Source organism: Microbispora sp. CA-102843 (genome assembly GCF_050936215.1).
In the GTDB taxonomy this organism is placed as follows: Bacteria; Actinomycetota; Actinomycetes; order Streptosporangiales; family Streptosporangiaceae; genus Microbispora.
Genome location: NZ_JBNJNF010000001.1, coordinates 3,853,370 through 3,879,478, shown reverse-complemented (window position 1 = coordinate 3,879,478; position 26,109 = coordinate 3,853,370). Strand labels below are relative to the sequence as shown.

The 26,109-nt window shown below is 72.1% G+C and carries 17 protein-coding genes; 9 read left to right on the top strand and 8 right to left on the bottom strand.

Annotation, left to right across the window (positions count from 1 at the left end):
* Window positions 1-33: 33 nt before the first annotated feature.
* Window positions 34-1,185: an ROK family protein gene (locus ACQEVJ_RS18040; RefSeq protein WP_433102387.1), complete on the bottom strand. Its 1,152-nt coding sequence runs from the start codon at window positions 1,183-1,185 to the stop codon at window positions 34-36.
* Between the two features lie 241 nt (window positions 1,186-1,426).
* On the opposite strand from ACQEVJ_RS18040, the gene edd reads away from it, so the two are divergent.
* From edd to eda, 3 genes are read left to right on the top strand one after another with little or no spacing between them, the layout of a single operon-like run.
* Window positions 1,427-3,256, top strand: coding sequence for a phosphogluconate dehydratase (gene edd / locus ACQEVJ_RS18035; protein WP_433102383.1), 1,830 nt, complete (start codon window positions 1,427-1,429; stop codon window positions 3,254-3,256).
* Window positions 3,253-4,212, top strand: a complete 960-nt coding sequence (locus ACQEVJ_RS18030) for a glucokinase (protein ID WP_433102381.1) — start codon at window positions 3,253-3,255, stop codon at window positions 4,210-4,212. Before edd ends, ACQEVJ_RS18030 begins: the two co-directional genes overlap by 4 nt.
* On the top strand, window positions 4,209-4,826 hold the full coding sequence (gene eda / locus ACQEVJ_RS18025) for a bifunctional 4-hydroxy-2-oxoglutarate aldolase/2-dehydro-3-deoxy-phosphogluconate aldolase (RefSeq protein WP_433102378.1): 618 nt from the start codon (window positions 4,209-4,211) through the stop codon (window positions 4,824-4,826). The genes ACQEVJ_RS18030 and eda overlap by 4 nt, the downstream gene beginning before the upstream one ends.
* Window positions 4,827-5,023: 197 nt before the next feature.
* Here the strand turns inward: eda and ACQEVJ_RS18020 are convergent, their stop codons facing one another.
* The 6 genes from ACQEVJ_RS18020 to ACQEVJ_RS17995 form a co-directional block, all read right to left on the bottom strand.
* Window positions 5,024-5,932 (bottom strand): carbohydrate kinase family protein, encoded by a 909-nt coding sequence (locus ACQEVJ_RS18020; RefSeq protein ID WP_433102376.1) that lies wholly within the window; start codon window positions 5,930-5,932, stop codon window positions 5,024-5,026.
* A gap of 219 nt (window positions 5,933-6,151) precedes the next feature.
* Window positions 6,152-7,174, bottom strand: a complete 1,023-nt coding sequence (locus ACQEVJ_RS18015) for a LacI family DNA-binding transcriptional regulator (RefSeq protein ID WP_433102374.1) — start codon at window positions 7,172-7,174, stop codon at window positions 6,152-6,154.
* Window positions 7,175-7,184: 10 nt separating this feature from the next.
* A complete protein-coding gene (locus tag ACQEVJ_RS18010; RefSeq protein ID WP_433102372.1) occupies window positions 7,185-8,813 on the bottom strand; it encodes a glycoside hydrolase family 13 protein in 1,629 nt (542 codons plus the stop codon).
* A 26-nt stretch (window positions 8,814-8,839) separates the two neighbouring features.
* The gene (locus tag ACQEVJ_RS18005) at window positions 8,840-9,712 is read right to left on the bottom strand and encodes a sugar ABC transporter permease (RefSeq protein ID WP_433102370.1); all 873 of its coding nucleotides are present in this window, start codon (window positions 9,710-9,712) and stop codon (window positions 8,840-8,842) included.
* On the bottom strand, window positions 9,706-10,668 hold the full coding sequence (locus tag ACQEVJ_RS18000; protein ID WP_433102368.1) for a carbohydrate ABC transporter permease: 963 nt from the start codon (window positions 10,666-10,668) through the stop codon (window positions 9,706-9,708). The genes ACQEVJ_RS18005 and ACQEVJ_RS18000 overlap by 7 nt, the downstream gene beginning before the upstream one ends.
* Before the next feature lie 3 nt (window positions 10,669-10,671).
* Window positions 10,672-11,967, bottom strand: a complete 1,296-nt coding sequence (locus ACQEVJ_RS17995; RefSeq protein WP_433102366.1) for an extracellular solute-binding protein — start codon at window positions 11,965-11,967, stop codon at window positions 10,672-10,674.
* A 314-nt stretch (window positions 11,968-12,281) separates the two neighbouring features.
* Here ACQEVJ_RS17995 and ACQEVJ_RS17990 point away from each other — a divergent pair, with 314 nt between their 5' ends.
* Complete coding sequence (locus tag ACQEVJ_RS17990; protein WP_433102364.1) at window positions 12,282-13,550, top strand: ABC transporter ATP-binding protein; 1,269 nt, start codon at window positions 12,282-12,284, stop codon at window positions 13,548-13,550.
* Between the two features lie 6 nt (window positions 13,551-13,556).
* On the opposite strand, the gene ACQEVJ_RS17985 is transcribed toward ACQEVJ_RS17990, so the two are convergent.
* Window positions 13,557-14,174 carry an amino acid-binding protein gene (locus tag ACQEVJ_RS17985; RefSeq protein WP_433112816.1) on the bottom strand — a complete coding sequence of 206 codons (618 nt, stop codon included), beginning with the start codon at window positions 14,172-14,174 and terminating at the stop codon, window positions 13,557-13,559.
* 165 nt (window positions 14,175-14,339) lie between these two features.
* On the opposite strand from ACQEVJ_RS17985, the gene pulA reads away from it, so the two are divergent.
* The 5 genes from pulA to ACQEVJ_RS17960 all read left to right on the top strand — a co-directional run bounded on the left by pulA (window position 14,340) and on the right by ACQEVJ_RS17960 (window position 26,098).
* Entirely contained in the window at window positions 14,340-20,114 is a 5,775-nt protein-coding gene (pulA, locus tag ACQEVJ_RS17980; RefSeq protein ID WP_433102362.1) for a pullulanase-type alpha-1,6-glucosidase, read from the top strand.
* A gap of 136 nt (window positions 20,115-20,250) precedes the next feature.
* A complete protein-coding gene (locus tag ACQEVJ_RS17975; RefSeq protein WP_433102360.1) occupies window positions 20,251-21,657 on the top strand; it encodes a sensor histidine kinase in 1,407 nt (468 codons plus the stop codon).
* Between the two features lie 124 nt (window positions 21,658-21,781).
* Window positions 21,782-23,881 carry an N-acetylneuraminate synthase family protein gene (locus ACQEVJ_RS17970; protein ID WP_433102358.1) on the top strand — a complete coding sequence of 700 codons (2,100 nt, stop codon included), beginning with the start codon at window positions 21,782-21,784 and terminating at the stop codon, window positions 23,879-23,881.
* Window positions 23,878-24,843 (top strand): glycosyltransferase family 2 protein, encoded by a 966-nt coding sequence (locus ACQEVJ_RS17965; RefSeq protein ID WP_433102356.1) that lies wholly within the window; start codon window positions 23,878-23,880, stop codon window positions 24,841-24,843. The genes ACQEVJ_RS17970 and ACQEVJ_RS17965 overlap by 4 nt, the downstream gene beginning before the upstream one ends.
* Window positions 24,836-26,098: a polysialyltransferase family glycosyltransferase gene (locus ACQEVJ_RS17960; RefSeq protein ID WP_433102354.1), complete on the top strand. Its 1,263-nt coding sequence runs from the start codon at window positions 24,836-24,838 to the stop codon at window positions 26,096-26,098. Before ACQEVJ_RS17965 ends, ACQEVJ_RS17960 begins: the two co-directional genes overlap by 8 nt.
* Window positions 26,099-26,109: the final 11 nt, after the last annotated feature.

The following is a 26,109-nucleotide window of genomic DNA, read 5'->3' as shown; positions in this document are numbered from 1 at the left end:
GCTTCCGGCCGGGTCCCTCCCTGGGGAAGGGAGTCAGCGGGCGGCGGCGTCGACGGCCTGGGCCGACAGGACGTGGTCGAGGACCATGAGGGCGCAGCCGGTGATGCCCGCGCCGGGCCCGAGGCGGCTGCGCTCGATGCGCAGGCTGCGGGTGGCGAGCTGGGTGGAGCGCCGGTAGACGACCTCGCGCACACCCGACACCAGCGGCTGGAACATCTCGGCGACGTCGCCGCCGAGGACCACGACGGCGGGGTTGAGCAGGTTGACCGCGCCGGAGATGACCTCGCCGAGCCAGCGGCCGGCCTGCCGCACCACGGCCATGGTCTCCGGGTCGCCGGCCCGGACCAGCGCGGTCACGTCGGCGAGCGACACCACTTCGCGGCCCTTGGCACGCAGGTCGCGCAGGATCGCGGTGCCGCTGGCGACCGAGTCGACGCAGTCGAGGTTGCCGCAGCGGCACAGCACGCCCCCGCCGTCCCGCACGGGGATGTGCCCGATCTCCCCGGCCGCGCCGAGCGCGCCGCGCAGGATGCCGCCGCCGGAGATCACTCCCGCGCCGATGCGGGTGGAGACCTTCACGAACAGCAGGTCGTCGAGTTCTGAGGCGTAGACGACCCGGTGCTCGCCCATCGCGATGACGTTCACGTCGTTGTCCACGAGCACCGGCACGCGGAACCGCTCGGCGATGATCGGCGGGATCACCACGCCGGTCCAGCTCGCCATCACGCGGGCGCTCTCGACCCGTCCGGCGGCGAACTCCACCGTCGCCGGCACACCCAGCCCGATGCCGACGACGTCGTCCCGCCCGTCGAGCAGCTTCTCCCAGGTGTCCATGAGCAGGGGCAGCACGACGCCCGGCCCCTCCTCGACGTCGATGTCCAGGTCGGTGCGGTGCAGCACCTCGCCCGCGAGGTCGCACAGCGCGATCTGGGTGCGGCGGGCGCCGAGCGAGGCCACCGGGACGACTCCCCCGGAGGCGGCGAAGCGCAGCCGTACGGGCGGGCGGCCTCCGGTGGACGGCCCCTCGGCGTCCTCCACGATCAGCCCGCGCTGGAGCAGGTCGGCGACGCGGTGCGCGACGGCCGGGCGGGACAGGCCCGTCACGCGGCCGATGTCGGCACGCGTCACCGCCTCCCCGCTCCGGATGAGCTGGAGGACCTCGCCGGTGGTGGCTAAACGTGACATCGAGCGTAAGTGAAGCACAGAAGCTCACCTAAGTTCAACGACTTATTCATTTCAAGTTACAAAAGTGGGCTTGAAAAGTCGCATAACTTCCCGATACTGTCCCATCCGTGCCTGATCGACACCTGGTGCCCGATCAATGGATCGGGGGCCGGACGTGCCGCCGGGCGCACGTCCCGGGACGACGGCCCCGGGGCGAGTTGGACCCCGCCTCGCGGCGGCCCCGGCAGGAGGAGGACCTTCCGTGACGAACCCCGTTATCACCGAGGTCACCGAACGCGTGGTCGCGCGGAGCCGCGAAAGCCGCGGGGCCTACCTGGAGCGGGTGCGCCGCGCCGGGGCCGAGCTGCGTGAGCGGGGGCCGGCCCGGGGGCGGCTCGGCTGCGCAAACCTGGCCCACGGCTTCGCCGCCGCACCCGCCGGGGACAAGCTCGACCTGCGCGGTACGGCGAAGCCCGGCGTGGCCATCGTGACGTCGTACAACGACATGCTGTCGGCGCACCAGCCGTACGAGACCTACCCGCCGGAGCTGAAGCGGGCGGTCCGGGATGCGGGCGGCGTGGCGCAGGTGGCGGGCGGCGTGCCCGCGATGTGCGACGGCATCACCCAGGGCCGGGCCGGCATGGAGCTGTCGCTCTACAGCCGCGACGTGATCGCGATGGCGACCGCGATCGCGCTGTCGCACGACATGTTCGACGCGACCCTGCTGCTCGGGGTCTGCGACAAGATCGTCCCAGGGCTGCTCATCGGCGCCTTACGCTTCGGCCACCTACCGGCGATATTCGTGCCCGCCGGGCCGATGACCTCGGGCCTGCCCAACAAGGTCAAGGCCAGGGCGCGGCAGGCCTTCGCGGAGGGCAAGATCGGCCGCCTGGAGATGCTCGACGCCGAGGCGGCGTCCTACCACTCCCCCGGCACCTGCACGTTCTACGGCACCGCCAACTCCAACCAGCTCCTCATGGAGGTCATGGGCCTCCACCTGCCGGGGGCGACGTTCGTCAACCCGCACACCGAGCTGCGCCACGCACTGACCGGGGCGGCGGCGCGGCGGGCGGTCGAGATCACCCCGCACGGCGAGGAGTACACGCCCGTCGCCGAGGTCGTGAACGAGAAGGCGATCGTCAACGCGGTCGTCGCGCTGCTCGCCTCCGGTGGCTCCACCAACCACACGATGCACCTGGTCGCCATGGCGGCGGCCGCCGGCATCGAGCTGACCTGGGACGACATGGCGGCCCTGTCCAAGGTCGTGCCGCTGATCACCCGCATGTACCCCAACGGCCAGGCGGACGTGAACCACTTCCAGGCCGCGGGCGGCATGGCGGTGTTCATCGGCGACCTGCTGGACGCCGGGCTGCTCCACGAGGACGTGCTCACGGTCGCCGGGCGCGGCCTCGGCCTCTACCGCTCAGCGCCGGCCCTCAAGGAGGGCGGGCTGGTGTGGGAGGAGCGGACCGAGCCCAGCGCCGACGCCGACGTCCTGCGGCCGGTCGCCGAGCCGTTCTCCCCCGACGGGGGCATCCACATGCTGTCGGGCGACCTGGGCCGGGCGGTGAGCAAGGTCTCCGCCGTCAAGCCCGAGCACCTGGTCGTCGAGGCCCCCGCCAAGGTGTTCGACGACCAGCTCGACCTGCTCGCCGCGTTCGAGCGGGGCGAGCTCGACGGGCAGGACTTCGTCGCCGTAGTCCGCTACCAGGGCCCCCGGGCCAACGGCATGCCGGAGCTGCACAAGCTCACGCCGCCGCTGGCCGTCCTGCTCGACCGCGGCCAGAAGGTGGCCATCGTCACCGACGGCCGCATGTCCGGCGCCTCGGGGAAGGTCCCCGCGGCGATCCACCTGTCTCCCGAGGCCGCCGACGGCGGACCGATCGCGCTGGTGCGCGACGGCGACGTGATCCGCCTCGACTCGGCCGCCGGGACCCTCACCGTGCTCGCCGACCTCACCGGGCGTACGCCGGAGGGCGCGCCGCTGACCGACGAGCAGTGGGCCGGCACCGGCCGCGAGCTGTTCGCCTCCTTCCGCCGCACGGTCGGCCCGGCCGAGCGCGGGGCGAGCGTCTTCGGAGGTGCCGCGTGAGCCTTCCCTGGCTGGTCGCGGACATCGGCGGAACCAACGCCAGGTTCGGTTTGGTGACCCGGCCCGGAGGGCAGCCGGAGGCGGTAGCCGTACTCGACGTTTCCCAGCATCTCGGCCTTGCCGATGCCGTAGCCGCCTATCTCGCAGACCATGCGGGCGGAGTTCGGCCGGGGGCCGCGTGCCTGGCGATCGCCGGTCCGGTCGACAAGGACCGGTACCGGCTGACGAACGCGGGATGGTCCGGGTCCGTGGAGGAACTCGGCATCCCGCGTACGGTGCTGCTCAACGACTTCGAGGCGCTGGCGATCTCGCTGCCGCATTTGGCCGGGGACGACCTCGTGCCGCTCGGCGGCCCGCCGCCGACCGCCGGCCTGACGAAGGCCGTGCTCGGACCTGGCACCGGGCTCGGGGTGGCCGGGCTCGTGCCCGTGCGGGAGGGCTGGCAGCCGGTGCCAGGCGAGGGCGGGCACATCGCGGTTCCCGCCGTCACGGACCTGGAGATGGAGATCGTCCGGGCGCTGCGCGCGGACGGCCTGCCGTACGTGGACGCCGAGCACCTGCTGTCGGGCACCGGGCTGCCGCGCCTGCACCGCGGGCTCGCCCTCGTGCGCGGCGTCGCGCCCGAGCCCCGTACGGCCGCGCAGATCACCTCCTCGGACGACCCGCTGTGCGCCGAGACCGTGGAGGTCTTCCTCGCCCTGCTCGGCGGCTTCGCCTGCGGCGTGGCGCTCACCCTCGGCGCGCGGGGCGGGGTCTACCTGGGCGGCGGCGTGCTGCCCCGCCTGGTCTCGCGGATCCCCGGCAGCGCGTTCCGGGCCCGGTTCGAGACGACCGCGCCGGCGCTGTCGGAGTACACCGCCGCGATCGCCACCTCACTGATCATCGCCGAGCAGCCCGCGCTGACGGGTGCGGCCGCCTGGCTCGCCCAACGAAACCCCGATGTGGAGCTGGTATGAGCAACCTTCTCGACCTCGCGCCGGTCGTCCCGGTGGTCGTCCTCGACGATGCCGAGAGCGCCGTCCCCCTCGCCCGGGCCCTGGTGGCGGGCGGGCTGCCGGTCATCGAGGTCACGCTGCGCACTCCGGTCGCCCTCGACGCGATCCGGCGGATCGCCGCCGAGGTGCCGGAGGCCGTGATCGGCGCGGGCACCGTGCGCTCGCCCGAGGACGTGGAGGCCGCGACAGGGGCCGGCGCCCGCTTCCTCGTCTCCCCCGGCACCACGCCCGGCCTGCTCGCGGCCATGCTCGCCGCGGGCGTGCCGTTCCTGCCGGGCGTCGCCACGGCCACCGAGGCGATGACGCTGGCCGAGCGCGGCGTGCGCGAGCTGAAGTTCTTCCCGGCCGAGCCGGCCGGCGGCGTCGCGTACCTCAAGTCGCTGAGCGGCCCGCTGCCCGACGTGCGGTTCTGCCCCACGGGCGGGATCACCCCGTCGAACGCGCCGGCCTACCTCGCCCTGCCGAACGTCGGCTGCGTCGGCGGAAGCTGGCTCACGCCGCGCAGCCTGGTGACGGCGGGCGACTTCGCCAGGATCGAGAAGCTCGCGTCCGAGGCCGCCGCGCTGCGTCCCTGAGCGCTTCCCCGTCGCGCTGGGTCCCTGAGCGCTTCCCTCGCGCTGTGCCCCTGAGCGCTTCCTGAGTTTCCCCAGCTCGCCGGTCCGTCCTTCCTCCCTCGGCGGAGCCGGTGGCCATGCTCGCGTCCGCGACCCGGGCACGTCCATGGGTGCCGGGCCCGCGACCGCTCACCCGCGGTGGCGGGCCCGGCGTCGTCTCACGACGCCGCGCCCAGCAGGGCGTCCAGGCCGATCGGGTCCTCGTGGGTGCCCTCCGAGGTGCACGCGTGCGCCCCGGCCACGGCGCCCAGCCGTACGCACTCCTCCAAGGGCCTTCCGCCCAGGCGGCCGTACAGGAAGCCGGACACGAACGCGTCGCCGGCGCCGTTGCTGTCGGCCACCGGGCCCGGCAGCGGCTCGGCCGGGAAGTGCCGGATCTCGCCGCGCCCCTGTTCCGGCACGGCGAGCACGTGGCAGCCCTCGGCCCCGGCCGTGCACACGACCACCGACGCGCGGCCCCGCTCCGCGATCGCCCGCATGACCTCCTCGCGCCGCCCGCCGAGCTTGGTCGCGGACAGGAAGACCACGTCGGAGGAGTGGGCGAAGTCCTCGTGGTGCGGGTTCTCGCCGTCCCAGTCGTGCAGGTCGGTCGAGACCGTCGTGCCGTCCGGGATGTCGGCGTACACGTGCCGGGCGAAATCCACGATCGAGACATGGACGTGCCGGGCCGACCGGAGGGCCGGCAGGTAGAGGTCGCCGGGCATCCGCTGGCCGGGGACGACCCGGGGGTCGAACAGCGAGAGGCGCCTGCCGTCCGGATCCACGAGCAGGACGCTGCGACGGGTGCCCGCCTCCGACAGGGCGTGGGCGAAGTCCACGCCGCGGGCGGCGAGGTGGTCGCTGATCAGCGCGCCCTGCGGGTCGTCGCCGATCAGGTCGACGAACTTCACGCGCAGGCCGAGCGCGTGGCAGCCGAGCGCGACTCCCGCGCCGGTGTTGCCGATCCGGTCCACGACGGGCGGCACGGCATAGGTGTCGGCGTAGGGCAGGGGCAGTTCGGGCACGTAGACGGTCGTGTCGACGCCGGCGCCGCCGACGACCAGGACGTCAAAAGTGTGATCGGTCATTCGCAACGCTCCTGAGGACATGATGGGATGCCGGCGCGGCGACCTCGCACATGCGCCGGAACAGGGATGAAAGGCGATGAGGCCGGTGCGGGCATGCCGGGGCCGGCCTCCGGCTACGCGGAACCGCGCCGCGCGCTCCACGCGGCGACGGGCGGCCAGGGCCGGCGGCGACCTCGGCAGGAGCCAAAGGGCTCAACGGCAAGGGCTCAGCGGCAGGCCTCAGCGGTTGACCAGCGGGCCCGAGCTGGTGGAGCCGCGCACCACGAGCTCGGGCTGGTAGACCAGCTCGACGTGCTTGGCCGGGGTGCCGCCGATCTCCTCGAGCAGGGTCTCGACGGCGGCGGCCGCCATCGCGCCGATCGGCTTGCGCACGGTCGTGAGCGGCGGGTCGGTGAACGCCATCAGCGGCGAGTCGTCGAACCCGACGACCGACACGTCTCCCGGCACGGACAGCCCGCGCTCGCGGGCGGCGCGGATCGCGCCGAGCGCCATGAGGTCGCTCGCGCAGAAGATCCCGGTGCAGCCGCGGTCGAGCAGCGCCGCGGCGGCGGCCTGCCCACCCTCCACCGAGAACAGCGAGTGCTGGATGAGGTCGTCGACGTCGGCCGGGCCGAGCAGCTGCGCCATCGCCTGGCGGAAGCCCTCGATCTTGCGGATGACCGGGACGAAGCGCCGCTGCCCCAGCGCGAGGCCGACGCGCTCGTGCCCGAGGTCCACCAGGTGCTGTACGGCCAGGCGCGCGGCGAGCCGGTCGTCGGGCGAGATGAACGGCGCGGGAATGGTCTCGTTGTAGCCGTCCACGAGCACGATCGGCAGGCCCCGGTCGGTGAGCCGGGTGTAGCGGTCCATCCGCGCGGTGGTGTCGGCGTGCAGGCCGGAGACGAAGACGATGCCGGACACGCCCCGGTCGAGGAGCATCTCGGTGAACTCGTCCTCGGGGGCGCCGCCGGGCTCCTGCGTGCACAGGATCGGCGTGTAGCCGTGCTGGATCAGCGACTTCTCCATCGCCTGCGCGAAGGCCGGGAAGATCGGGTTGCCGAGCTCCGGGATCACCAGGCCTATCAGGCCGTTGCTGCGCTGGCGCAGCCGCTGGGGCCGCTCGTAGCCCATCAGGTCGAGGGCGGTGAGCACGGCCTGGCGGGTGGTCGGGGAGACCCCCGCCTTGCCGTTGAGCACACGGCTCACCGTCGCCTCGCTGACCCCGGCCTGAGCGGCGATGTCGGCGAGCCGTGTGTTGTTCATGAGCATTACTTTAGACATCTCTCGCGGTCCACCAGGTGGCGGAGTCGGGAGCGAGCCGGACGACTTCGCCGGCGGTCTCCGGTCCTCCGCTGGCCAGCAGCAGGTCGCCGTACCCCCCGCCGTACTCAGGGCCGATCTCCACCCACTCCGGCGTCATGTTGAGCACGCAGACGAACGACTCGCCGCGCCGGAACGCCAGCGTGCCGGCCGGGCTGTCGATCCAGGTCAGCGTGCCGTCGCCCAGCTCCGGGTGCTCCCGCCTGAGGGCGAGGGCGGTCCGGTAGAGGCTGAGCATCGACGCGCCATCCCTGAGCTGCGCCTCCACCGACAGGTCGCGCCACCCGGCCGGCATCGGCAGCCAGCTCTCGTAGATGCCCGGCGGGGTGAAGCCGTACGGCGGCTCGCCCGCGGCGGTCCACGGGAGCGGCACCCGGCAGCCGTCCCGCCCGCTGTCGGGGTCGCGCAGCCGCTGCGGGTCCTGCAGGTACTGCTCGGGCAGGTCCAGCACCTCCGGCAGCCCCAGCTCCTCGCCCTGGTAGACGTACGCCGAGCCGGGCAGCGCCAGCATGAGCAGCGCCGCCGCCCGCGCCCTGCGCAGGCCGCGCTCGCCGCCGCCGTAGCGGGTGACGTGCCGTTTCACGTCGTGGTTGGACAGCACCCAGGTCGGGGGCGCGCCCACCAGCGCCGACGTGCGCACCGACTCGTCGATGACCTCCCGGAAGCACGCCGCGTCCCAGGGCGTCTTGAGGAAGTGGAAGTTGAACGCCTGGTGCAGTTCGTCGGGGCGGACGTAGTTGGCCAGCCGCTCGGGCGAGGGCGCCCACGCCTCGGCCACGCCGATCCGCTCGCCCTGGTAGGAGTCGAGGATGCGGCGCCAGGCCCGGTGGATCTCGTGGACGCCGTCCTGGTCGAAGAACGGCACGACCTGCGCGCCGATCATCTCGGCCTGGCCCCGGGCGCCAACGTCGGGCAGGCCGGGGGCCTTGACCATGCCGTGCGCCACGTCGATCCGGAAGCCGTCCACGCCGAGGTCCAGCCAGAACCGCAGCACGTCGGCGAACTCCTCGTGCACCTCCGGGTGCTCCCAGTTGAGGTCCGGCTGCTCGGGCGCGAACAGGTGCAGGTACCACTGGCCGTCCTCGACCCGGGTCCAGGCCGGCCCGCCGAAGATCGACTCCCAGTCGTTGGGCGGCAGCTCACCCGCCGCGCCCTTGCCCTCGCGGAAGATGTAGCGCTCCCGCTCGGGGCTGCCCGGCCCGGCCCGCAGCGCCGCCTCGAACCAGGGGTGCCGGTCGGAGGTGTGGTTGGGCACCACGTCCACGATCACCCGCAGGCCCACCCGGTGGGCGTCCGCGATCAACGCCTGGGCGTCCGCCAGCGACCCGAAGATCGGATCGACGTCGCGATAGTCGGCCACGTCGTACCCGAAGTCGGCCATCGGCGAGGGATAGAACGGCGTCAGCCAGATAGCGTCCACGCCCAGGTCGGCCAGGTACCGCAGGCGGCTGCGCACGCCGAGCAGGTCGCCGATCCCGTCGCCGTTGCCGTCCGCGAAGCTGCGGACGTACACCTGGTAGATCACCGCGTCGCGCCACCACCGAGTGGCGACCGCGGACGGCTGGACGGCGAGTTCGGTCATTGGGATCCCCCGATTCTCATATAGGGTCACGCCTTCGTCGCGCCGGCCGTCAGGCCGGTGACGAGGTGGCGCTGGACGAGCAGGAAGACGACGGTCGCCGGGATGGCGATCAGCACCGACGAGGCCGTGAGCAGGCCCCACTCCGCCTTGTGCTGGCCGACGAACTGGCTCAGGCCGACCGCGAGCGTGTACTTGTCGTCGCCCGTCATGAACGCGGTCGCGTACGCGACCTCCGCCCAGGCGGTGATGAACGAGTAGAACGCGGCCACGGCCAGGCCGGGCTTGGCCAGCGGCAGGATGAGCCGCCAGAACGTGCCGAAGGGGGTCAGGCCGTCCACCCGGCCCGCCTCGTCGATCGTCACGGGGACGGTGTCGAAGTAGCCCTTCATCATCCACGCGCAGAACGGCACGGTGGAGGTGAGGTAGGCGATGACCAGGGACGGGAACTGGTTGATCAGCCCGAGCCCGGCCATCAGGTTGTAGATCGGCACGATCAGGATCGCCACGGGGAACATCTGCGTGATCAGCAGCATCCACATGACCGAGCGGAAGCCGGGGAAGCGGAAGCGGCTGACCGCGTAGCCGGTGGTGGCCGACAGCAGCACGCCGAGCACGGCCGTGATGAGCGAGACGATGACGGAGTTGGCGGCCCACGTCAGGAACCGGGTCTCCCCCAGGACCTGCGTGTAGTTGGCGAGCGTGGGGTGGTCGACGGGCGCGACCGAGGCGGTCTCGATGACCGTCCGCGGCTTGAGCGAGGTCAGCACCAGCCACGCGACCGGGAACACCGACACGATGCTCGCCGCGATCAGCGTGAGGTGCAGGGCGATCGACTTGCCGGGGCTGCGCCTGGCGCGGCTCCAGGCGCCGGCGCGGGCGGGGGCGGCCTGGCTCACCATGCCTCCCCTTGCCGCCTGAGCGCGCGCCGGTAGACCGTGGCCAGCACGACGAGCAGCGCGAGGATCACCATGCCCCAGGCGGCGGAGCCCGAGTAGTTCCTGATGCCCTCGAACGCCTGGCGGTAGGCGTACGTCACGAGGATCTCCGTGGCTCCGCCCGGTCCTCCCTTGGTCAGCAGGAAGATGACCGGGAACTGGTTGAACGTCCAGATCGTGCCGAGCAGGACGACCGTGCTCGACACCGGGCGCAGGCCCGGCAGCGTGATGTGGCGGAAGCGCTGCCACGGCGTGGCGCCGTCCACCTCGGCGGCCTCGTGCAGCTCGCGCGGGATGGCCTGCAGGCCGCCGAGCAGCGCGAGCATCATGAACGGCACGCCCAGCCACACGTTGCAGGCGATCACCGAGACCTTGGCCCAGAACGGGTCGTCCAGCCAGGCGATCCCGGCGAACCCGGCGGCCCGCAGCATGGCGTTGACCACGCCGAACTCGCCGTTCAGCAGGTAACGCCAGATGAAGGCGGACACGAAGGCCGGCACGGCCCAGGGCAGCACGAGCAGGATGCGGTAGAGCGAGCGCAGCCGCATGGGCCGGTTCAGCAGCATCGCCAGGCCGAGGCCGATGCCCACGTGCAGGGCGACGCACACGACGGTCCACACGACCGTCCAGGTCAGCCGGCCGAGGAACTCCGAGGACGTGAGGATGTCGGTGTAGTTCTTCAGGCCCACGAACTCGTAGGTGGACGGGATGACGTTCATCCCGATCGTGCGGCCCATGTTGCCCTCGGTCGCGTCGGTGAGCGACAGGTAGACGCCTCGCACGAGGGGGTAGCCGACCAGCACCAGCATCACGATGACGACCGGCGCGATCATCGCCCAGGCGTACCAGTGACGCGACAGGAGGCGCCGCGCCCCTGAACGGGGCGCGGCCCTTCTCGTCGCGACGACGTCAGCCGTCATGGCCTACAGGCTCCAGCCCTTGAGGATGCCCTGGTAGGCGGTGGCGACGTCCTTGAGCATGGGCTCGGTCGTCGTCTGCCCGCCGGCGAGCTTCTGGTAGCCCTCGACCAGCGGCTGGAACAGCGAGGCGGCCTCGGGGATCCACGGACGCTCGACGGCCGTCTCCATCGGCTTCTGCCACTGGGCGATCTTCGGGTTGGCCGTGGCCTCGGAGGCGCTGTAGGCGGGCTGGCGGGTCGGCAGCAGGCCGAGCTTGCCGGCGATCTTCGCTTGGCTCTCCGCGCTGTCCATGAACTGGACGAACAGGTACGACGCGTCGAGGTTCTTGGAACCGGCGTACACGGTGTAGTCGTGGCCGCCCAGGGGCGAGCCCGCCTTCGCCGAGCCGGCCGGGACCGGGGCGACGCCGAAGTTGTCCGGGTTGTCCTTGAACACCTTGCCACCGAGGTTGTCGGCGTTCGACCACGGCCCGTTGAAGATCATCGCGACCTTGCCGTCCTTGAACGCGGTCTCCGCGTTCGTGTAGCTGTCCTGCAGCGCGGGCTTGACGGCGGCGCCGGACGTGATCAGATCCTCGACGATCTTCACCCCAGCCGCGCTCTGCGGGGACGAGATCGTGATCTTCTTGTTCTGGACGTCGACGAAGTCGCCGCCCTCGCCGTAAATGAACGGAAGCAGGAAGTAGGCGTCCACGTTCAGGGCGATGCCGCCGGCTCCGGTCTTCGACTTGACGTCGAGCGCCACCTTCTTGAGGTCGGCCATCGTGGCCGGAGGCTCGTCGTAGCCCGCCTTCTTCAGTAGTTCCTTGTTGTACAGGAGGCCGAGGGTGTCCGTCACCTGCGGCACGCCGTACGTCTTGCCGTTGAACTTGCCGCTGGCGGCCGGGACGGGCAGGAACTCCTCGGGCTTGTCGACCGCGGGGGTGCCGTCCAGCGGTGCGAGGTAGCCGAGAGAGCCGAACTCCGCGACCCACCCCACGTCGGTGCGCAGCACGTCGGGCGCGCCCGACCCGGACTGCGCGGCGGTCTTGAACTTGTCCCGCGCGTCCGCGAACGGCACGTTGACGTAGTTGACCTTGATCTTCGGGTACTTGGCCTCGAAGTCCTTGATGATCTCCTGGAAGACCGGGCCCTCGGTCGTGGCGTCCGAGGTGTCCCACCAGGTGACCGTGCCGGCCACCTCGGCGGGGGCGGCGCTCTCGGCCGGGGCCGATCCGGCGTCGCCGGAACCGTCGCCACAGGCGGTGACCGCCAAAGCGAGCGCCGCGGCCACCGCCGCGGACGTGAGGACTCGCCTCATCTGCGTCGCACTCCTTGCTCAGGGGGATTTGAGCGGAACGTAACAGGGGTGCGAACGGGATGAAAGGCCTTACAGAAACTTTCAGTAATTTCGTTACATTTGACGCCTCCCCGAGGGCGGCCGGGAGGTCACGGCGCGGCCCTGACAGTCGTCTTTAGCACAGGGGAAAGTCGGGAGTAACGAGAAGTTGCACGTAGATGCCGGATCTTTCACGACACGTATGGACACGAGTGCCCGCGACGCGATGTACTACCTCATCATTCACACCGAAGGCTGGGGATCCGGGCGTGCCTGCCCGGGAGGAACGAGCGCGCATGAGCACCGTCGTCCTCGACAATGTGACGAAGATTTACCCGGGGGGGTACCTCGCGGTCGACCGCATGAACCTGCGCGCGGACGAGGGTGAACTCCTCGTCCTGCTCGGGCCGTCGGGCTGCGGGAAGTCCACGCTGCTGCGCATGATCGCGGGCCTGGAGGAGATCACCTCCGGCGACCTGTGGCTGGGCGGGCAGCTCGCCAACCACCTCGCGCCCCGGGACCGGGACGTCGCGATGGTCTTCCAGAACGGCGCCCTGTATCCCCACCGGACGGTGCGCGGCAACCTGTCGTTCCCTCTGGAGATCGCCAAGGCGGACCCCACGATGGTCAAGCAGCGGGTCGTCGAGCTGTCGCGCGCGCTGCACATCGACGAGACGCTGGACCGGCGGCCGGGCACGCTGTCCGGCGGCCAGCGCCAGCGCGTGGCGATGGGCCGCGCGATCGTGCGCCAGCCCTCGCTGTTCCTCATGGACGAGCCGCTGTCCAACCTGGACGCAGGCATGCGCACCGAGCTGCGCATGGAGATCTCGTCGCTGGTGCGCGCCCTCGGGGTCACCACCATCTACGTGACGCACGACCAGGTCGAGGCCCTCACCCTGGCCGACCGCATCGCCATCATGAACCGGGGCGTGCTGCAGGACATCGGCACCCCGGCGCAGGTCTACAACGACCCCGCGACCGCGTTCACCGCCGCGTTCCTCAACTCCCAGCAGCTCAACCTGCTCGCGGCGACCGTGCGCACCCCGCAGAACCAGTTCATCATGCTCGACTTCGGCCCTCACCAGATCACGATGCCCTGGACCGATCCACGTGCGTACGCGGTGTCGCAGCACACCGGCATGCAGATCATCGTGGGGATCCGGCCGGACGGGCTGGTCCCGGTGCCGGAGAAGACGGAGGGGCCGACCTTCTTCGGCCGGGTCAGGACGCTGGAGTATCACGGCCACGAGTGGCTCGCCTATCTGGAGGCCGGGATTCCGGCCGTCAACGTGCCGGAGCCGCCGGACCGCCGCCAGCTGAACGGCGCGGCGGGCGCCGGCAAGGCGCGGTCGATGATGCGCCGCCTGCTGAACGGCTCCACACCGGTGGAGGAGGAACCGGTGCCGATCTCGCAGTCGGGCACGCACCGCCGCGCGGACCTGATCGTCAGGCTCGGCAACCGCCCGGTGTGGCGCGCGGGCGACCACGGCCGGGTCGCCGTCGACGTCTCCCGGCTCATGCTGTTCACGATGGACGGCAACCGCATCGACCCCCCACGCCGCTGACGCCCCTCACACCGGACGGCTGACACCGCCGGCCAGCACGGAGACGATCCTCACCAAGCGGACGATCTTGTCCAGCTCCGCCCGGTGGAACGCGGGCCCCTGGGAGCGCGCCACCACCAGGTGGACGCCGTCCATCGGCACGCTCGCCAGGTGCAGCCCGCCCTCCTCGAACGCCGACGCGCGCAGCGGGGTGAGGTCGGCCGCGGGCACCTTCTCCGGCGCCTGCCAGCTCCCGTGGACGATCGTGCCGTCGGCCGAGTCGACCGCCACCGCCCACTCGGCGCTCATCAGGTCGGACACCGCGTCGACGAGGGTGACGTACGCCCGGTCGGGCTCCGCGGCGACGTGGCCGAGCAGGTCGTAGTCGGGGGTCGATCCGGGCACCTCCCGGGTCGGCCACACGGCCTCCACCCGCGTGCCGGGGACCACGCCGATCCGCTCGCGCAGCTCGCCGGGCTCGAAGACGCCCGACCAGGAGACGGTGAAGTCGTCCACCGCGCGGCCCGCCTGCCGCTCCAGCACGGTGACCTGCAGGATGTCCGCGCCCATCACCCCGAACGCGCGCGCCACCTGGCCGAGCACCCCTGGCCGGTCGGGGAGCGAGACCCGCAGCCGCAGCAACATCCCCACCACCTCCTTCTCGTGCGGCCCCCACTTTTAAACGACACCAACAGTGTCGGACACACGTTTCGCGGCTGTTACGGCGGTGGGTCACGGAATGGCTGCAATTTTTCTGGAACTTGCAGCAATGCCTTGCATGAACCAGGGGCCAACAGTAGCTTCCGGGCCATGGTGACCCCCCAGCACCGGCGTACGCGCGTGCCCGTCGTCGCGGCACTCGCCGCCGCGCTCATCGCCTTCCCACTGATGCCTCCGCCGGCGGCGTCGGCCCTGATTACGGCGGGCACGGCCGCGGCGGACACGGCTGCGGCGGGCGCGACCGCCGCGGCCGCGCCGTCCGACGCCGAACTCGCCCGCGACGCCCTCCGCACGGACCTGACCCGTGAGCGGCTGTACTTCGCGATGACCGACCGGTTCGCCAACGGCGACCCCTCCAACGACCGGGGCGGGCTGTCCGGCGACCGGCTGACGACCGGCTTCGACCCCACAGACAAGGGCTTCTACCAGGGCGGCGACCTCGCGGGCCTGATCGGGAAGCTCGACTACATCAAGGGCCTGGGCAGCACGGCCATCTGGCTCACTCCGTCGTTCAAGAACCGGCCCGTGCAGGGCACAGGGGCGAACGCCAGCGCCGGCTACCACGGCTACTGGATCACCGACTTCACCAGGATCGATCCGCACCTCGGCACCAACGCGCAGATGAAGAGCCTCGTCAAGGAGGCGCACAAGCGCGGCATGAAGGTGTTCTTCGACATCATCACCAACCACACCGCCGACCTCGTCGACTACGCCGAGAAGACGTACGGCTATCGCGGCAAGGCGGCCTACCCCTACGTGGACGCCTCCGGCCGGGCCTTCGACGACCACGACTACGCCCTGCGCGACGACTTCCCGAAGGTCACCGCCGAGTCGTTCCCGTACACGCCGGTGGTGACGGCCAAGTCGAAGGTGCCGTCCTGGCTGAACGACCCGACGATGTACCACAACCGTGGAGACTCGACCTTCTCCGGCGAGAGCTCCGAGTACGGCGACTTCTCCGGTCTCGACGATCTGTGGACCGAGCGGCCCGAGGTCGTCAGGGGCATGACCGACATCTACAAGACGTGGGTCAAGGAGACCGGCGTCGACGGCTTCCGGATCGACACCGCCAAGCACGTCAACATGGAGTTCTGGCAGCGCTTCGCGCCCGCCCTGCACGGCTACGCCGCCAAGCTCGGCAACTCGACGTTCTTCATGTTCGGCGAGGTCTACAGCTCCGACCCCGCGTTCGAGAGCCGCTACACCACCACCGGCACGCTCGACGCCACGCTGGACTTCGGTTTCCAGGAGGCGGCGCGCTCGTACGCGAGCGGCGGCGACGCCGCGAGCCTCGGCAGGCTGTACGCCGCGGACGACTACTTCACCGACGCCGACTCCAACGCCTCGTCGCTGCCGACGTTCCTCGGCAACCACGACATGGGCCGGATCGGGTATTTCCTCAAGCAGGACGACCCCTCCGCGGACGACGCCACGCTGCTCTCCCGCGACCGCCTGGCCCACCAGCTCATGTACCTGACCCGCGGCCAGCCGGTCGTGTACTACGGCGACGAGCAGGGCTTCACCGGCGGCGGAGGCGACAAGGACGCCCGGCAGCCGATGTTCGCCTCGAAGACGGCCGACTACCTCGACGACGACCTCATCGGCACCTCCGCCACCCACGCGACCGCCAACTTCGTCACCACCCACCCCCTCTACACGTCGATCGCCGACCTGGCCCGGCTGCGCGACCGCTACCCCGCGCTGGCGGACGGCGCCCAGGTGGTGCGGCTGGCGAGCGGGAACGTGTTCGCGTTCTCCCGGATCGGGGCCAAGGAACGGGTCGAGTTCGTCGTGGCGCTCAACAACGGCGCGGCGGCCAAGGCCGTGCAGATCCCGACGTACTCGCCCGGGGCCTCCTTCACCCAGGTGTACGGCGGGACGGAGCGGCTCACCAGCGCGGCCGACGGAAAGCTGGCCGTGACCGTGCCGCCGCTGTCGGCCGTCGTCTACCGGGCGGACAAGGCCCTGGCCGCCCCGGCCGGAGCGCCGCAGATCTCCCTCACACTGCCCGGCGCGACGCTGCGCGGCACGGCCGCCGACGGACGGGTGGCGATCTCCGCCGAGGTGCCCGGGGACGGGTTCGCGCAGGTCACGTTCGCCGTCAAGGCCGGGGACGCGCCGTGGCGGGTGCTCGGCACCGACGACGCCCCCAACGGGCACACCTACCGGGTGTTCCACGACCTGACCGGCGTGCCCGAGGGCACCCCGCTCACGTACAAGGCCGTCGTCAAGGACGCGGCGGGCCGCTACAGGGGCGCCACGGCGACCGCCACGGCCGGGCCTGAGCCCGCCGAGGAGCAGCCGGGCGCGGTCAAGCGCGACTACCTGGTGGTCCACTACAAGCGCGAGAGCGGCGACTACGACGGCTGGGGCCTGCACGCCTGGGGCGACATCGACCAGACGATCGAGTGGGGCTCGCCCGTCGCCTTCGAGGGCGAGGACGCGTTCGGCCGCTTCGCCTGGCTCAAGCTGAAGCCGGGCGCCACCGAGGTCGGCCTGATCACCCACAAGGGCGACACGAAGGACCAGGGCGACCGCATGGTGAACCCGGCGCGTACGGGGGAGGTGTGGCTCGTGGAGGACAGGCCGGACGTGTACGCCTCGCGGGCCGCCGCCGACGGGTACACCACGATCCACTACCGCCGCCCCGACGGCGCGTACGACGGCTGGGGCCTGCACCTGTGGGGCGACGCGCTCGCTGACGGCGCGGGCACCGAGTGGGGTTCGCCTCGGCCGCCGGACGGGACCGACGCGTTCGGGGCCTTCTGGCGGGTGCCGCTGAAGAACGCCGACGCGCCGCTGAACTACATCATCCACAAGGGCGACACGAAGGACCCCGGGCCCGACCAGTCGTTCGTGCCGGCCAGGCTGCCCGAGGCGTACGTGAACGCGGGGGAGAACGCGATCCACGACAGCGCGGCGGCGGCCCGGAACATCGCGGTGCTGCACTACCACCGGGCGGACGGCGACTACGACGGCTGGGGCCTGCACTTCTGGGGCGACGCGTCCGGCTCGGTCGAGTGGGGCGACCCCCTCAAGCCGGCCGGGACCGACGCCTTCGGCGCGTACTTCGAGGTGCCGCTCAAGGAGGACGCGAAGACGCTCGGCTGGATCCTGCACAAGGGCGACGTCAAGGACCAGCAGACCGACCAGGCGCTGGACCTCGGCGTGACCGGCCACGAGGCGTGGAAACTGTCAGGTGTGGACGGATACCTGCTGCCGCAGCCCGCGGCCACCGGGGCGGACGCCGACCTGTCGAAGGCCACGGCGCAGTGGATCGACCGCGACACGGTCGCCTGGAAGGGCAAGGTCGCCGCGGCGAACCACTACGCGCTGGCCTACTCCCCCAAGGGCGATCTGGCGTACGAGAAGGGCGACCTGACCGGGGACGTCCACCTCATCCGCCTGACGCCCGGTGCTTCCGATGAGCCGGGTGCACTCACCGACGCCCAGAAGGCCGCCTGGCCGCACCTGGCGGCGTACGGCGCGCTGAAGGTGGACCCGCGCGACGCGGACCTCGTGCGCGACGCGCTGCGCGGGCAGGTCGTGGCGATCGAGCGCGGGCCCTCCGGCGCGCTGCTGACCGCCACCGGCGTGCAGATCCCCGGCGTCCTCGACGACCTGTACGCCGGGGCCGCCAAGGCCTCTCTGGGGCCGGCCGGCGGCGGCAGGCTGTCGGTGTGGGCGCCCACCGCCCAGAAGGTCGAGCTGGCTCTCTACGACGGCCCGTCCGCCGATCGCAGGACGGTCCACCGGATGCGCAGGGACGACGCGACGGGCGTGTGGTCGATCGACGGCCCGGCGTCGTGGCGCGGCAGGTACTACACCTACCTCGTCACCGTCTACGCCCCCGCCGCCGGGAAGGTCGTGACCAACGAGGTGACCGACCCCTACAGCCTGTCGGTCTCGGCGGGCTCGGGGCGCAGCCAGATCGTCGACCTGGACGACCGGTCGCTGCGGCCCGACGGGTGGACGGCGCTGAGGAAGCCCCCGGCGGTGCGCCAGGACCGGGCGTCGATCTACGAGCTGCACGTGCGCGACTTCTCGGCCTCCGACGCCACCGTGCCGGCCGCCGAACGCGGCACTTACAAGGCGTTCACCGAGACCGGCAGCGCCGGAATGACCGAGCTGCGGAGCCTGGCGAAGGACGGGCTGACCCACGTCCACCTGCTGCCGGCCTTCGACTTCGCCACCGTGCCCGACCGCAAGGCCGACCGCACCGAGCCCGGCTGCGACCTCGCCGCACTGCCGCCGGACTCCGACCGGCAGCAGGCGTGCGTCGCGGAGACGGCCGCGAAGGACTCCTTCAACTGGGGCTACGACCCGCTGCACTACACGGTGCCGGAGGGCTCGTACGCGACCGACCCGGACCGGAGGATCAAGGAGTTCCGCGAGATGGTAGCGGGGCTCAACGGCGCGGGCCTGCGGGTGGTCATGGACGTCGTCTACAACCACACCCACGCCGCCGGGCAGGACCCCACCAGCGTGCTCGACCGCGTCGTCCCCGGCTACTACCACCGGCTCATGGACGACGGCACGGTGGCCACCTCCACCTGCTGCGCGAACACCGCCCCTGAGCACGCGATGATGGGCCGGCTCGTCGTCGACTCGATCGTCACCTGGGCGAAGGAGTACAAGGTCGACGGCTTCAGGTTCGACCTGATGGGCCACCACCCGAAGGCGAACATCCTGGCCGTGCGCAAGGCCCTCGACGCGCTCACGCCGGGGAAGGACGGCGTGGACGGCAAGTCGATCCTCCTGTACGGCGAGGGCTGGAACTTCGGCGAGGTGACCGACGACGCCCGGTTCGAGCAGGCCACGCAGGCCAACATGGCCGGCACCGGGATCGGCACCTTCAACGACCGGCTGCGCGACGCCGTCCGCGGCGGCGCCTACAACGCCCTTCCCCCGACCCAGGGCTTCGGCTCCGGGCTCGCGGGCGACCCGAACGGCTCCCCGGCCAACGGCGGCGCGGCGGACCAGGCGAAGAGGCTGGCCAACTACGAGGACCTGGTCAAGCTCGGGCTCGCGGGCAACCTGCGCGACTTCACGTTCACCGGATCGGCCGGCACGCCCGTCAAGGGCTCGGAGGTCGACTACAACGGCACACCGGCCGGCTACGCCGCCGAGCCCGGCGACACGGTGACCTACGTGGACGCCCACGACAACGAGACGCTGTTCGACGCGCTCGCCTACAAGCTGCCCAAGGACATCCCGATGGCCGACCGGGTCAGGATGCAGTCGCTGTCGCTGGCGACGGTCCTGCTCGGCCAGGGCACCGCGTTCGTCCACGCCGGCAGCGAGCGGCTGCGGTCGAAGTCGCTCGACGGCAACTCCTACGACTCGGGCGACTGGTTCAACCGCCTGCTGTGGGACTGCCGCCAGGGGAACGGCTTCGGCGGCGGCCTGCCGCCCGCGAAGGACAACGAGGCACGCTGGCCGTACGCGCGGCCCCTGCTGGCCGACCCCGCGCTGAAGCCGGACTGCGCGGCGATCGGGGCGGCCCGGGCGAGGTTCGGCGAGTTCCTGCGGATCCGCTCCTCCTCCCCCGCGTTCTCGCTGGGCTCGGCCGCGGAGATCGGCAGGCGGGTCTCCTTCCCGCCGTCCGGCACCCCCGGCGTGATCGTCATGCGCGTCGACGCCACCGGCGTCGATCCCGCGAACAAGGCGATCTACGTGGTGTTCAACGCCACCGGGAAGACCGCCGCACCCGCCGTGCCCGCGCTGAAGGGCGCCCGGGTCGCGCTGCACCCCGTGCAGGCGGCATCGGACGACCCGGTGGTCCGGCAGTCGTCGGCGGATCCGGCGAACGGCACGCTGACCGTGCCCGCCCGCACGGTCGCGGTGTTCACCGAGGCGCCGTAGGAGTGATGCCCTAGGAGTGACGCCGGGCGCGGGCACCCGCGCCCGGCGTCACTCATTGAGAGACTTTGGGCAACTTTGGGGCGAGCTTTTCGCTGTCGCGAGTTTCCCTAAAGATGACCATCAGTAGCCTCGGGTAATGCTCCTCCCCAGGCGCTCCCCATCGCTGCGAGCCCGGCTGGCACTCCTCGCCACCGGGACGGCGGCGATCCTGCTGATCCCGCTCGCGATCGTGGTGCACGTGCTCGTACGCGACCTGGTCGCGGACCGCATCTGGGACCGGAGCCTGGACACCGCCACCCACGTCGCCGCGCAGATCCGCGACGGGCGCCTGCGCAACCCCATACCGACCGGCGGGAACGGCATCGACCTGATCGAGGTCGTCGGACCGGACGGCCGGGTCCTCGCCGAGAGCGCGGCGGCCAGGAACCTGCCCCGCCTGAGCCCGTTACACCCGGCCTCCGACCGCGAGGTCACCCAGACGACGGCCTGCTCGCCCGCCGGACACGACTGCCTCTACGTGACCGTGCTGCGAATCTCCCCTGGGCCCGGCTCGAACCTCGTCTACGCGGGCCGGGCGGCCCCGGCGATCCTCAACACCTCCTTCACGCTGCCGGCGCTGCTCCTGGCGGCCCTGCTGCTCACCGCGCTGGCGGGCTGGACGGCCTACAAGGTGACGGGCCGCGCGCTGCGGCCGGTGGAGGCGATCCGGTCGGAGCTCGCCGAGATCACCGAGAAGAACCCCGGCGGCCGGGTGCCCGAGCCGCCCGGCGACGACGAGTTCTCCCGGCTGGCCCAGGCGGCCAACGACGCGCTGTCGCGGCTGGACACGTCGATCCAGCGCCAGCGGCAGTTCGCCGCCGACGCCTCGCACGAACTGCTCACCCCCATCGCCGGGATCCGGGCTCAGCTGGAGAGCGCGGGGCTGCATCCCGAGGACACCGCCGAGGCGGTCGGCGCCGCGCTGCGCGACACCGAGCGCCTGGAGGCGATCGTCGCCGACCTGCTCCTGCTCGCGCGGATTCCCACGGTTCCCGACACCGCCCGGGAGGAGGTCGATCTGTCCCACCTGGTCGTCACCGAGGTCGAGCGGCGGTCGGAACGGCTGCCGACCCACCTCCATCACACCCCGGGGGTGACGGTCAGGGGCCTGCGCCGCCACCTCGCCCGGGTGGTGGCGAACCTGCTCGACAACGCCGAGCGGCACGCGCTGACGGTGGTCTGCGTGCGGGTCGCGCGCACCGAGGACGAGGCCGTCCTGTGCGTGCGCAACGACGGCCGGCCGATCCCCGAGGCGGACCGCGAGCGGATCTTCGAGCGGTTCTACCGCACCGACGCGGCGCGCAGCCGCAACCGGGGCGGCACGGGCCTCGGCCTGGCCATCGCCCGTGAGGTCGTGGAGGCCCACGGCGGCTCCATCCGGGTCGAGGACGTCACGGACGGCGAGCCCGGCGTGCGGTTCGTGATCACGTTGCCGCTGGCCCCGGGCACCGCGGACGATTTCGCCGCCGACGGCGCCGACCCGTGCGGCGACACCCAAAGTTAAGGACCGCGCCCCTGGTCGTTCAGCCCAGTAACCCCCAACTGGAGAACCTGCTGGCTAGTTTTCGGGACACCCGACCCCCTTGGGGGCACACGGGTTCCCGATGTCGCAGGTAGAGGAGTCACTCGTGCGAGTGCTGGCCGTCGTCCCCGCCCGTGGAGGCTCGGTGGGCGTCCCGCTGAAGAACCTGGAGAAGGTGGGCGGCGTCCCGCTCGTCGCCCGGGCGGTGGACGTCTGTCTGCGCGCCGAGCTGGTGGACGAGGTGGTCGTCAGCACCGACCACGACCGGATCGCCGAGGTGGCCGAGGCCGCGGGCGCCCGGGTCGTGCGCCGGCCCGCCGAGCTCAGCGGCTCGACCGCCTCCAGCGAGTCCGCCGTGCTGCACGCCCTGTCCGAGATCCACCCTGAGATCCACCCTGAGATCTCCGGCGAGCAGCCGGAGATCGTCGTGCTCGTCCAGTGCACCAGCGCGTTCCTCGATCCCCGCGACCTCGACGCCGCCGTCGCGAAGGTGCTGGACGGGGAGGCCGACTCGGTCTTCTCCGGCACCGAGACCTACGAGTTCGTCTGGACCGGCGCCGGCCACGGGGTGAACCACGACCCGGCCGTGCGCCCGCGCCGCCAGGACCGCGAGCCCCACTTCCGCGAGACCGGCGCTTTCTACGTCATGCGTACCGAGGGCCTGCGCGAGCGCGGCCACCGTTTCTTCGGCAGGGTCGCGGTCCAGCCGGTGCCCGCCCGGCACGCGGTCGAGATCGACACCCCCGAGGACCTGGAGATCGCCCGGGCGCTCGCCCCGTTCGTGGACGAGCCGCTGCCGATCGACGTGGACGCGGTCGTCACCGACTTCGACGGCGTGCACACCGACGACCGCGCGTTCGTCGACTCCGACGGCCGTGAGATGGTCGCCGTCAGCCGTTCCGACGGGATGGGGATCGCGCTGCTGCGCCGGGCCGGTGTGAAGCTGCTGGTGCTGTCCACCGAGCGCAACCCGGTCGTCGCCGCCCGCGCCGCCAAGCTCGGCGTGCCGGTGGTGCAGGGCCTCGGCGCCAAGGACGTCGCGCTGCGCGAGTGGCTGGCCGCCGAGGGCCTGGCTCCCGAGCGGGTGGCGTACGTGGGCAACGACGTCAACGACCTGTCCTGCATGGCGATCGTCGGCTGGCCGGTCGCGGTGCCCGACGCCCACCCCCGGGTGCGCGCCGCCGCCCGCGTCGTGCTGTCGGCCCCCGGGGGCGCCGGAGCCGTGCGCGAGCTGTCCGACCGGGTGCTCGCGGCCCGCCCGGCCGCCGCGCTGGAGACCGTCCCCGCCGCGCCCGTCACCGTGCCCGTCACCGTGCCCCGCCACCTCGGGCAGCCGCGGCCGGTGCGGATCGGCAGGTCGCTGGTCGGCCCCGGCCGGCCCGTGTACGTGATCGGCGAGATCGGCATCAACCACAACGGCGACGTCGACATCGCCCGCAAGCTGATCGACGTGGCCGCCGACGCCGGCTGCCAGGCCGTCAAGTTCCAGAAGCGGACCCCGGAGATCTGCGTGCCGCTCGAGCAGCGCGACCAGATCCGGCAGACGCCGTGGGGCGAGATGACCTACATGGAGTACAAGATCCGGACCGAGTTCGGCGCGGACGAGTACGCCCACATCGCCAAGTACTGCGAGGAGCGCGGCGTCGACTGGTTCGCCTCGCCCTGGGACGTGCCGTCTGTGGAGTTCCTCGAGGACATGGACGTCGTCGCGCACAAGGTGGCCTCGGCCTCGGTGACCGACCACGAACTGCTGCGCGCGCTGGCCGCCACCCGCAAGCCGATCATCCTGTCCACCGGCATGTCCACGATCGAGGAGATCGACGCGGCGGTGGAGATCCTCGGCACCGAGCGCCTGGTGATGATGCACGCCACCTCCACCTACCCGCTCCCGCCGGAGGAGGCCAACCTCCGCATGATCACCACGCTCCAGCAGCGGTACGGCGTGCCGGTCGGCTACTCGGGACACGAGCGCGGGCTGCAGATCTCACTCGCCGCCGTGACGCTGGGCGCGGTGACCGTCGAGCGGCACATCACCCTCGACCGCGCGATGTGGGGCTCCGACCACGCCGCCTCGCTGGAGCCCACCGGCCTGGAGCACCTGGTCCGCGACATCCGCATCATCGAGACCGCCCTCGGCGACGGCGTGAAGCGCGTCTACCCGGGCGAGGAGGCTCCCCGGGCCCGCCTGCGCCGCGCCACCGCATGATCACTCTCTCCGTGGTCGTGCCCGTCCGCGACGGCGAGGCGTACCTCGGGGACGCGCTCACGTCGCTGGTGCGCAACCGGACGCGCGAGTTCGAGACCGAGGTCGTCGTCGTGGACGACGGCTCGGCGGACGCGACGCCGGAGGTCGTCGAGGACTTCCGGCGCGATCTGCCGGGGCTCACGGTCGTCCGCAACCCGGTGCCGCTGGGGCTGGCCGGCGCCCGCAACGCCGGGCTGAAGCTGGCCGCCGGCCGCTACGTCACCTTCCTCGACGCCGACGACTGGCTCGCGCCCGGCTACCTGCCCCGTCTCGTCGCCGCCATCGACGGGCTCGGGTGTGACTTCGTCCGGGTGGACCACGTCCAGGTCGAGGGCCGCAGACGGGAGACGCACCGGGCGCCGCAGCCGCGCCGCGGCGTCGTGCTCGACCCGCGCGACGGCATCCTGCCGGCCGGCGTCAAGACGATGGTCGACTACCCCTACGCCTGGGCCGGGATCTACCGGCGCGAGCTGGACGACCTGCTGACCTTCCCCGCCGGGCTGCACACCGCCGAGGACCGCCCGTGGATCTGGCGGCTGCACCGCCTGGCCCGGTCGTACGCCGTGGTCTCCCTCGCCGGGGTGTTCTACCGGCGGGGGCTCGCGGCCTCGCTCACGCAAATCGGCGACGAGCGGCAGCTCCACTTCTTCGACGCCTACGACCTCGTGCTCGGCGAGGCCGAGCCGCGCTATATGCCCAAGGCGGCCCGCAACCTGTGCGCGCTGCTCGCCCACCACGTGGAGCTGACCGACCGGTTCACCCCGGCCGTACGCGCCCGGTTCGACGAGCGGGCTCGTACGGCGCTCGCCCGGCTGCCGCGTGAGACGCTCACCGAGGCCGTCGGCGGGCTGGAGCCCGAGCGGGCCGCCCTGCTGGGTCCCTACCTCCCCGGCCCCTACCGATCAGGAGAGCCGCGTGCCTGACTCCACGCTGTTCTACGCCTCCACGCTGTTCGGCGCGATGACGCTCGCGGCGGCGATCGACGAGGGGCGGTTCCGCGACGGCGGCCGGGTCCTCCTCGTGTCGAACAACGCGGCGATCCCGGAGGTCACCCCGGCGCTGGACGAGGCGCCGGGGTTCGCCGCGCTGCGCGACAGGTTCGACCGCGTCCTGTCCTGGAACGAGATCATCGCGCCGCTGCACCCGTCGGACTGGAAGCCCCGCTCGATCGAGACGCCCATGCTCGGCCGCCTGCTGCGCGAGCTGATCGGCGAGCCGGGCGAGCTGGTCCTGGAGTCGATCGCGGTGTCCCCGTCGCGCACGCTCGCGGGCCTGGTCAAGGACTGCCCGATCACGGTCTACTCCGACGGCCTCATGAGCTACGGGCCGACCCGCGATCCGCTCCCCCAGGAGGTCGCCGGCCGGATCACCCGGCTGCTCCACCTCGACCTCGCCCCGGGCCTGGCGCCCCTGCTCCTGGCCGAGCACGGGGTGCCGGCCGAGGCCCTGACGGACGCGTCGTTCGCACGCGTGGTGGGCGGGGTGGCGGAGGCGGCCGAGGAGGTTCCCCGCGCCGAGGCGGTCGTCCTCGGCCAGTACCTGTCCGCGCTCGGCCTGGTCACGGCGGCCGAGGAGGCCGCGCTGCACGAGCGCATGCTGCGCGCCCTGGCGGCGCGCGGCCACCGGACCGTGCTGTTCAAGCCGCACCCCGCCGCCGGGCGGCGGCACGCCCGCGAGCTGCGGCCGGTCGCCGCGGAGCTGGGCGTCGATCTCCTCGTGGCCCCCGAGACGACGCCCGCCGAGGCGTGTTTCGCCGCCCACCGTCCCGAACTGGTCGCCGGGTGCTTCTCCACCGCGCTGGTGACCGCGCGCCGGCTGTTCGGCCTGCCGGTCGCGGCCATCGGCACCGATCTGGTGCTCGAACGGCTCACGCCGTACGAGAACAGCAACCGCATCCCGGCGACGATCGTGGACGCCACGCTGCCCCGGCTGGCGGCCGACGGCACGCTCACCGAGCCGCCCGCCGCCGACCTCACCGCCCTGGTGGGGGCCGTGGGCTACTGCATGCAGAGCGCGGCCCACCCGGGGCTGCGGGAGACCGCGGCGGCCTACGTCAGCGACCACGGACCGGCGCGCTACTTCAAGAAGCGCAGGCTGGAGTCGCTCGGCCTGATCGAGCGCCCGGCTGCCGCGCAGGCCCGCCCCGAGTCGCGCCTGCGCCGCCTGCTGTCCCGCTGATCGGGCCGGCG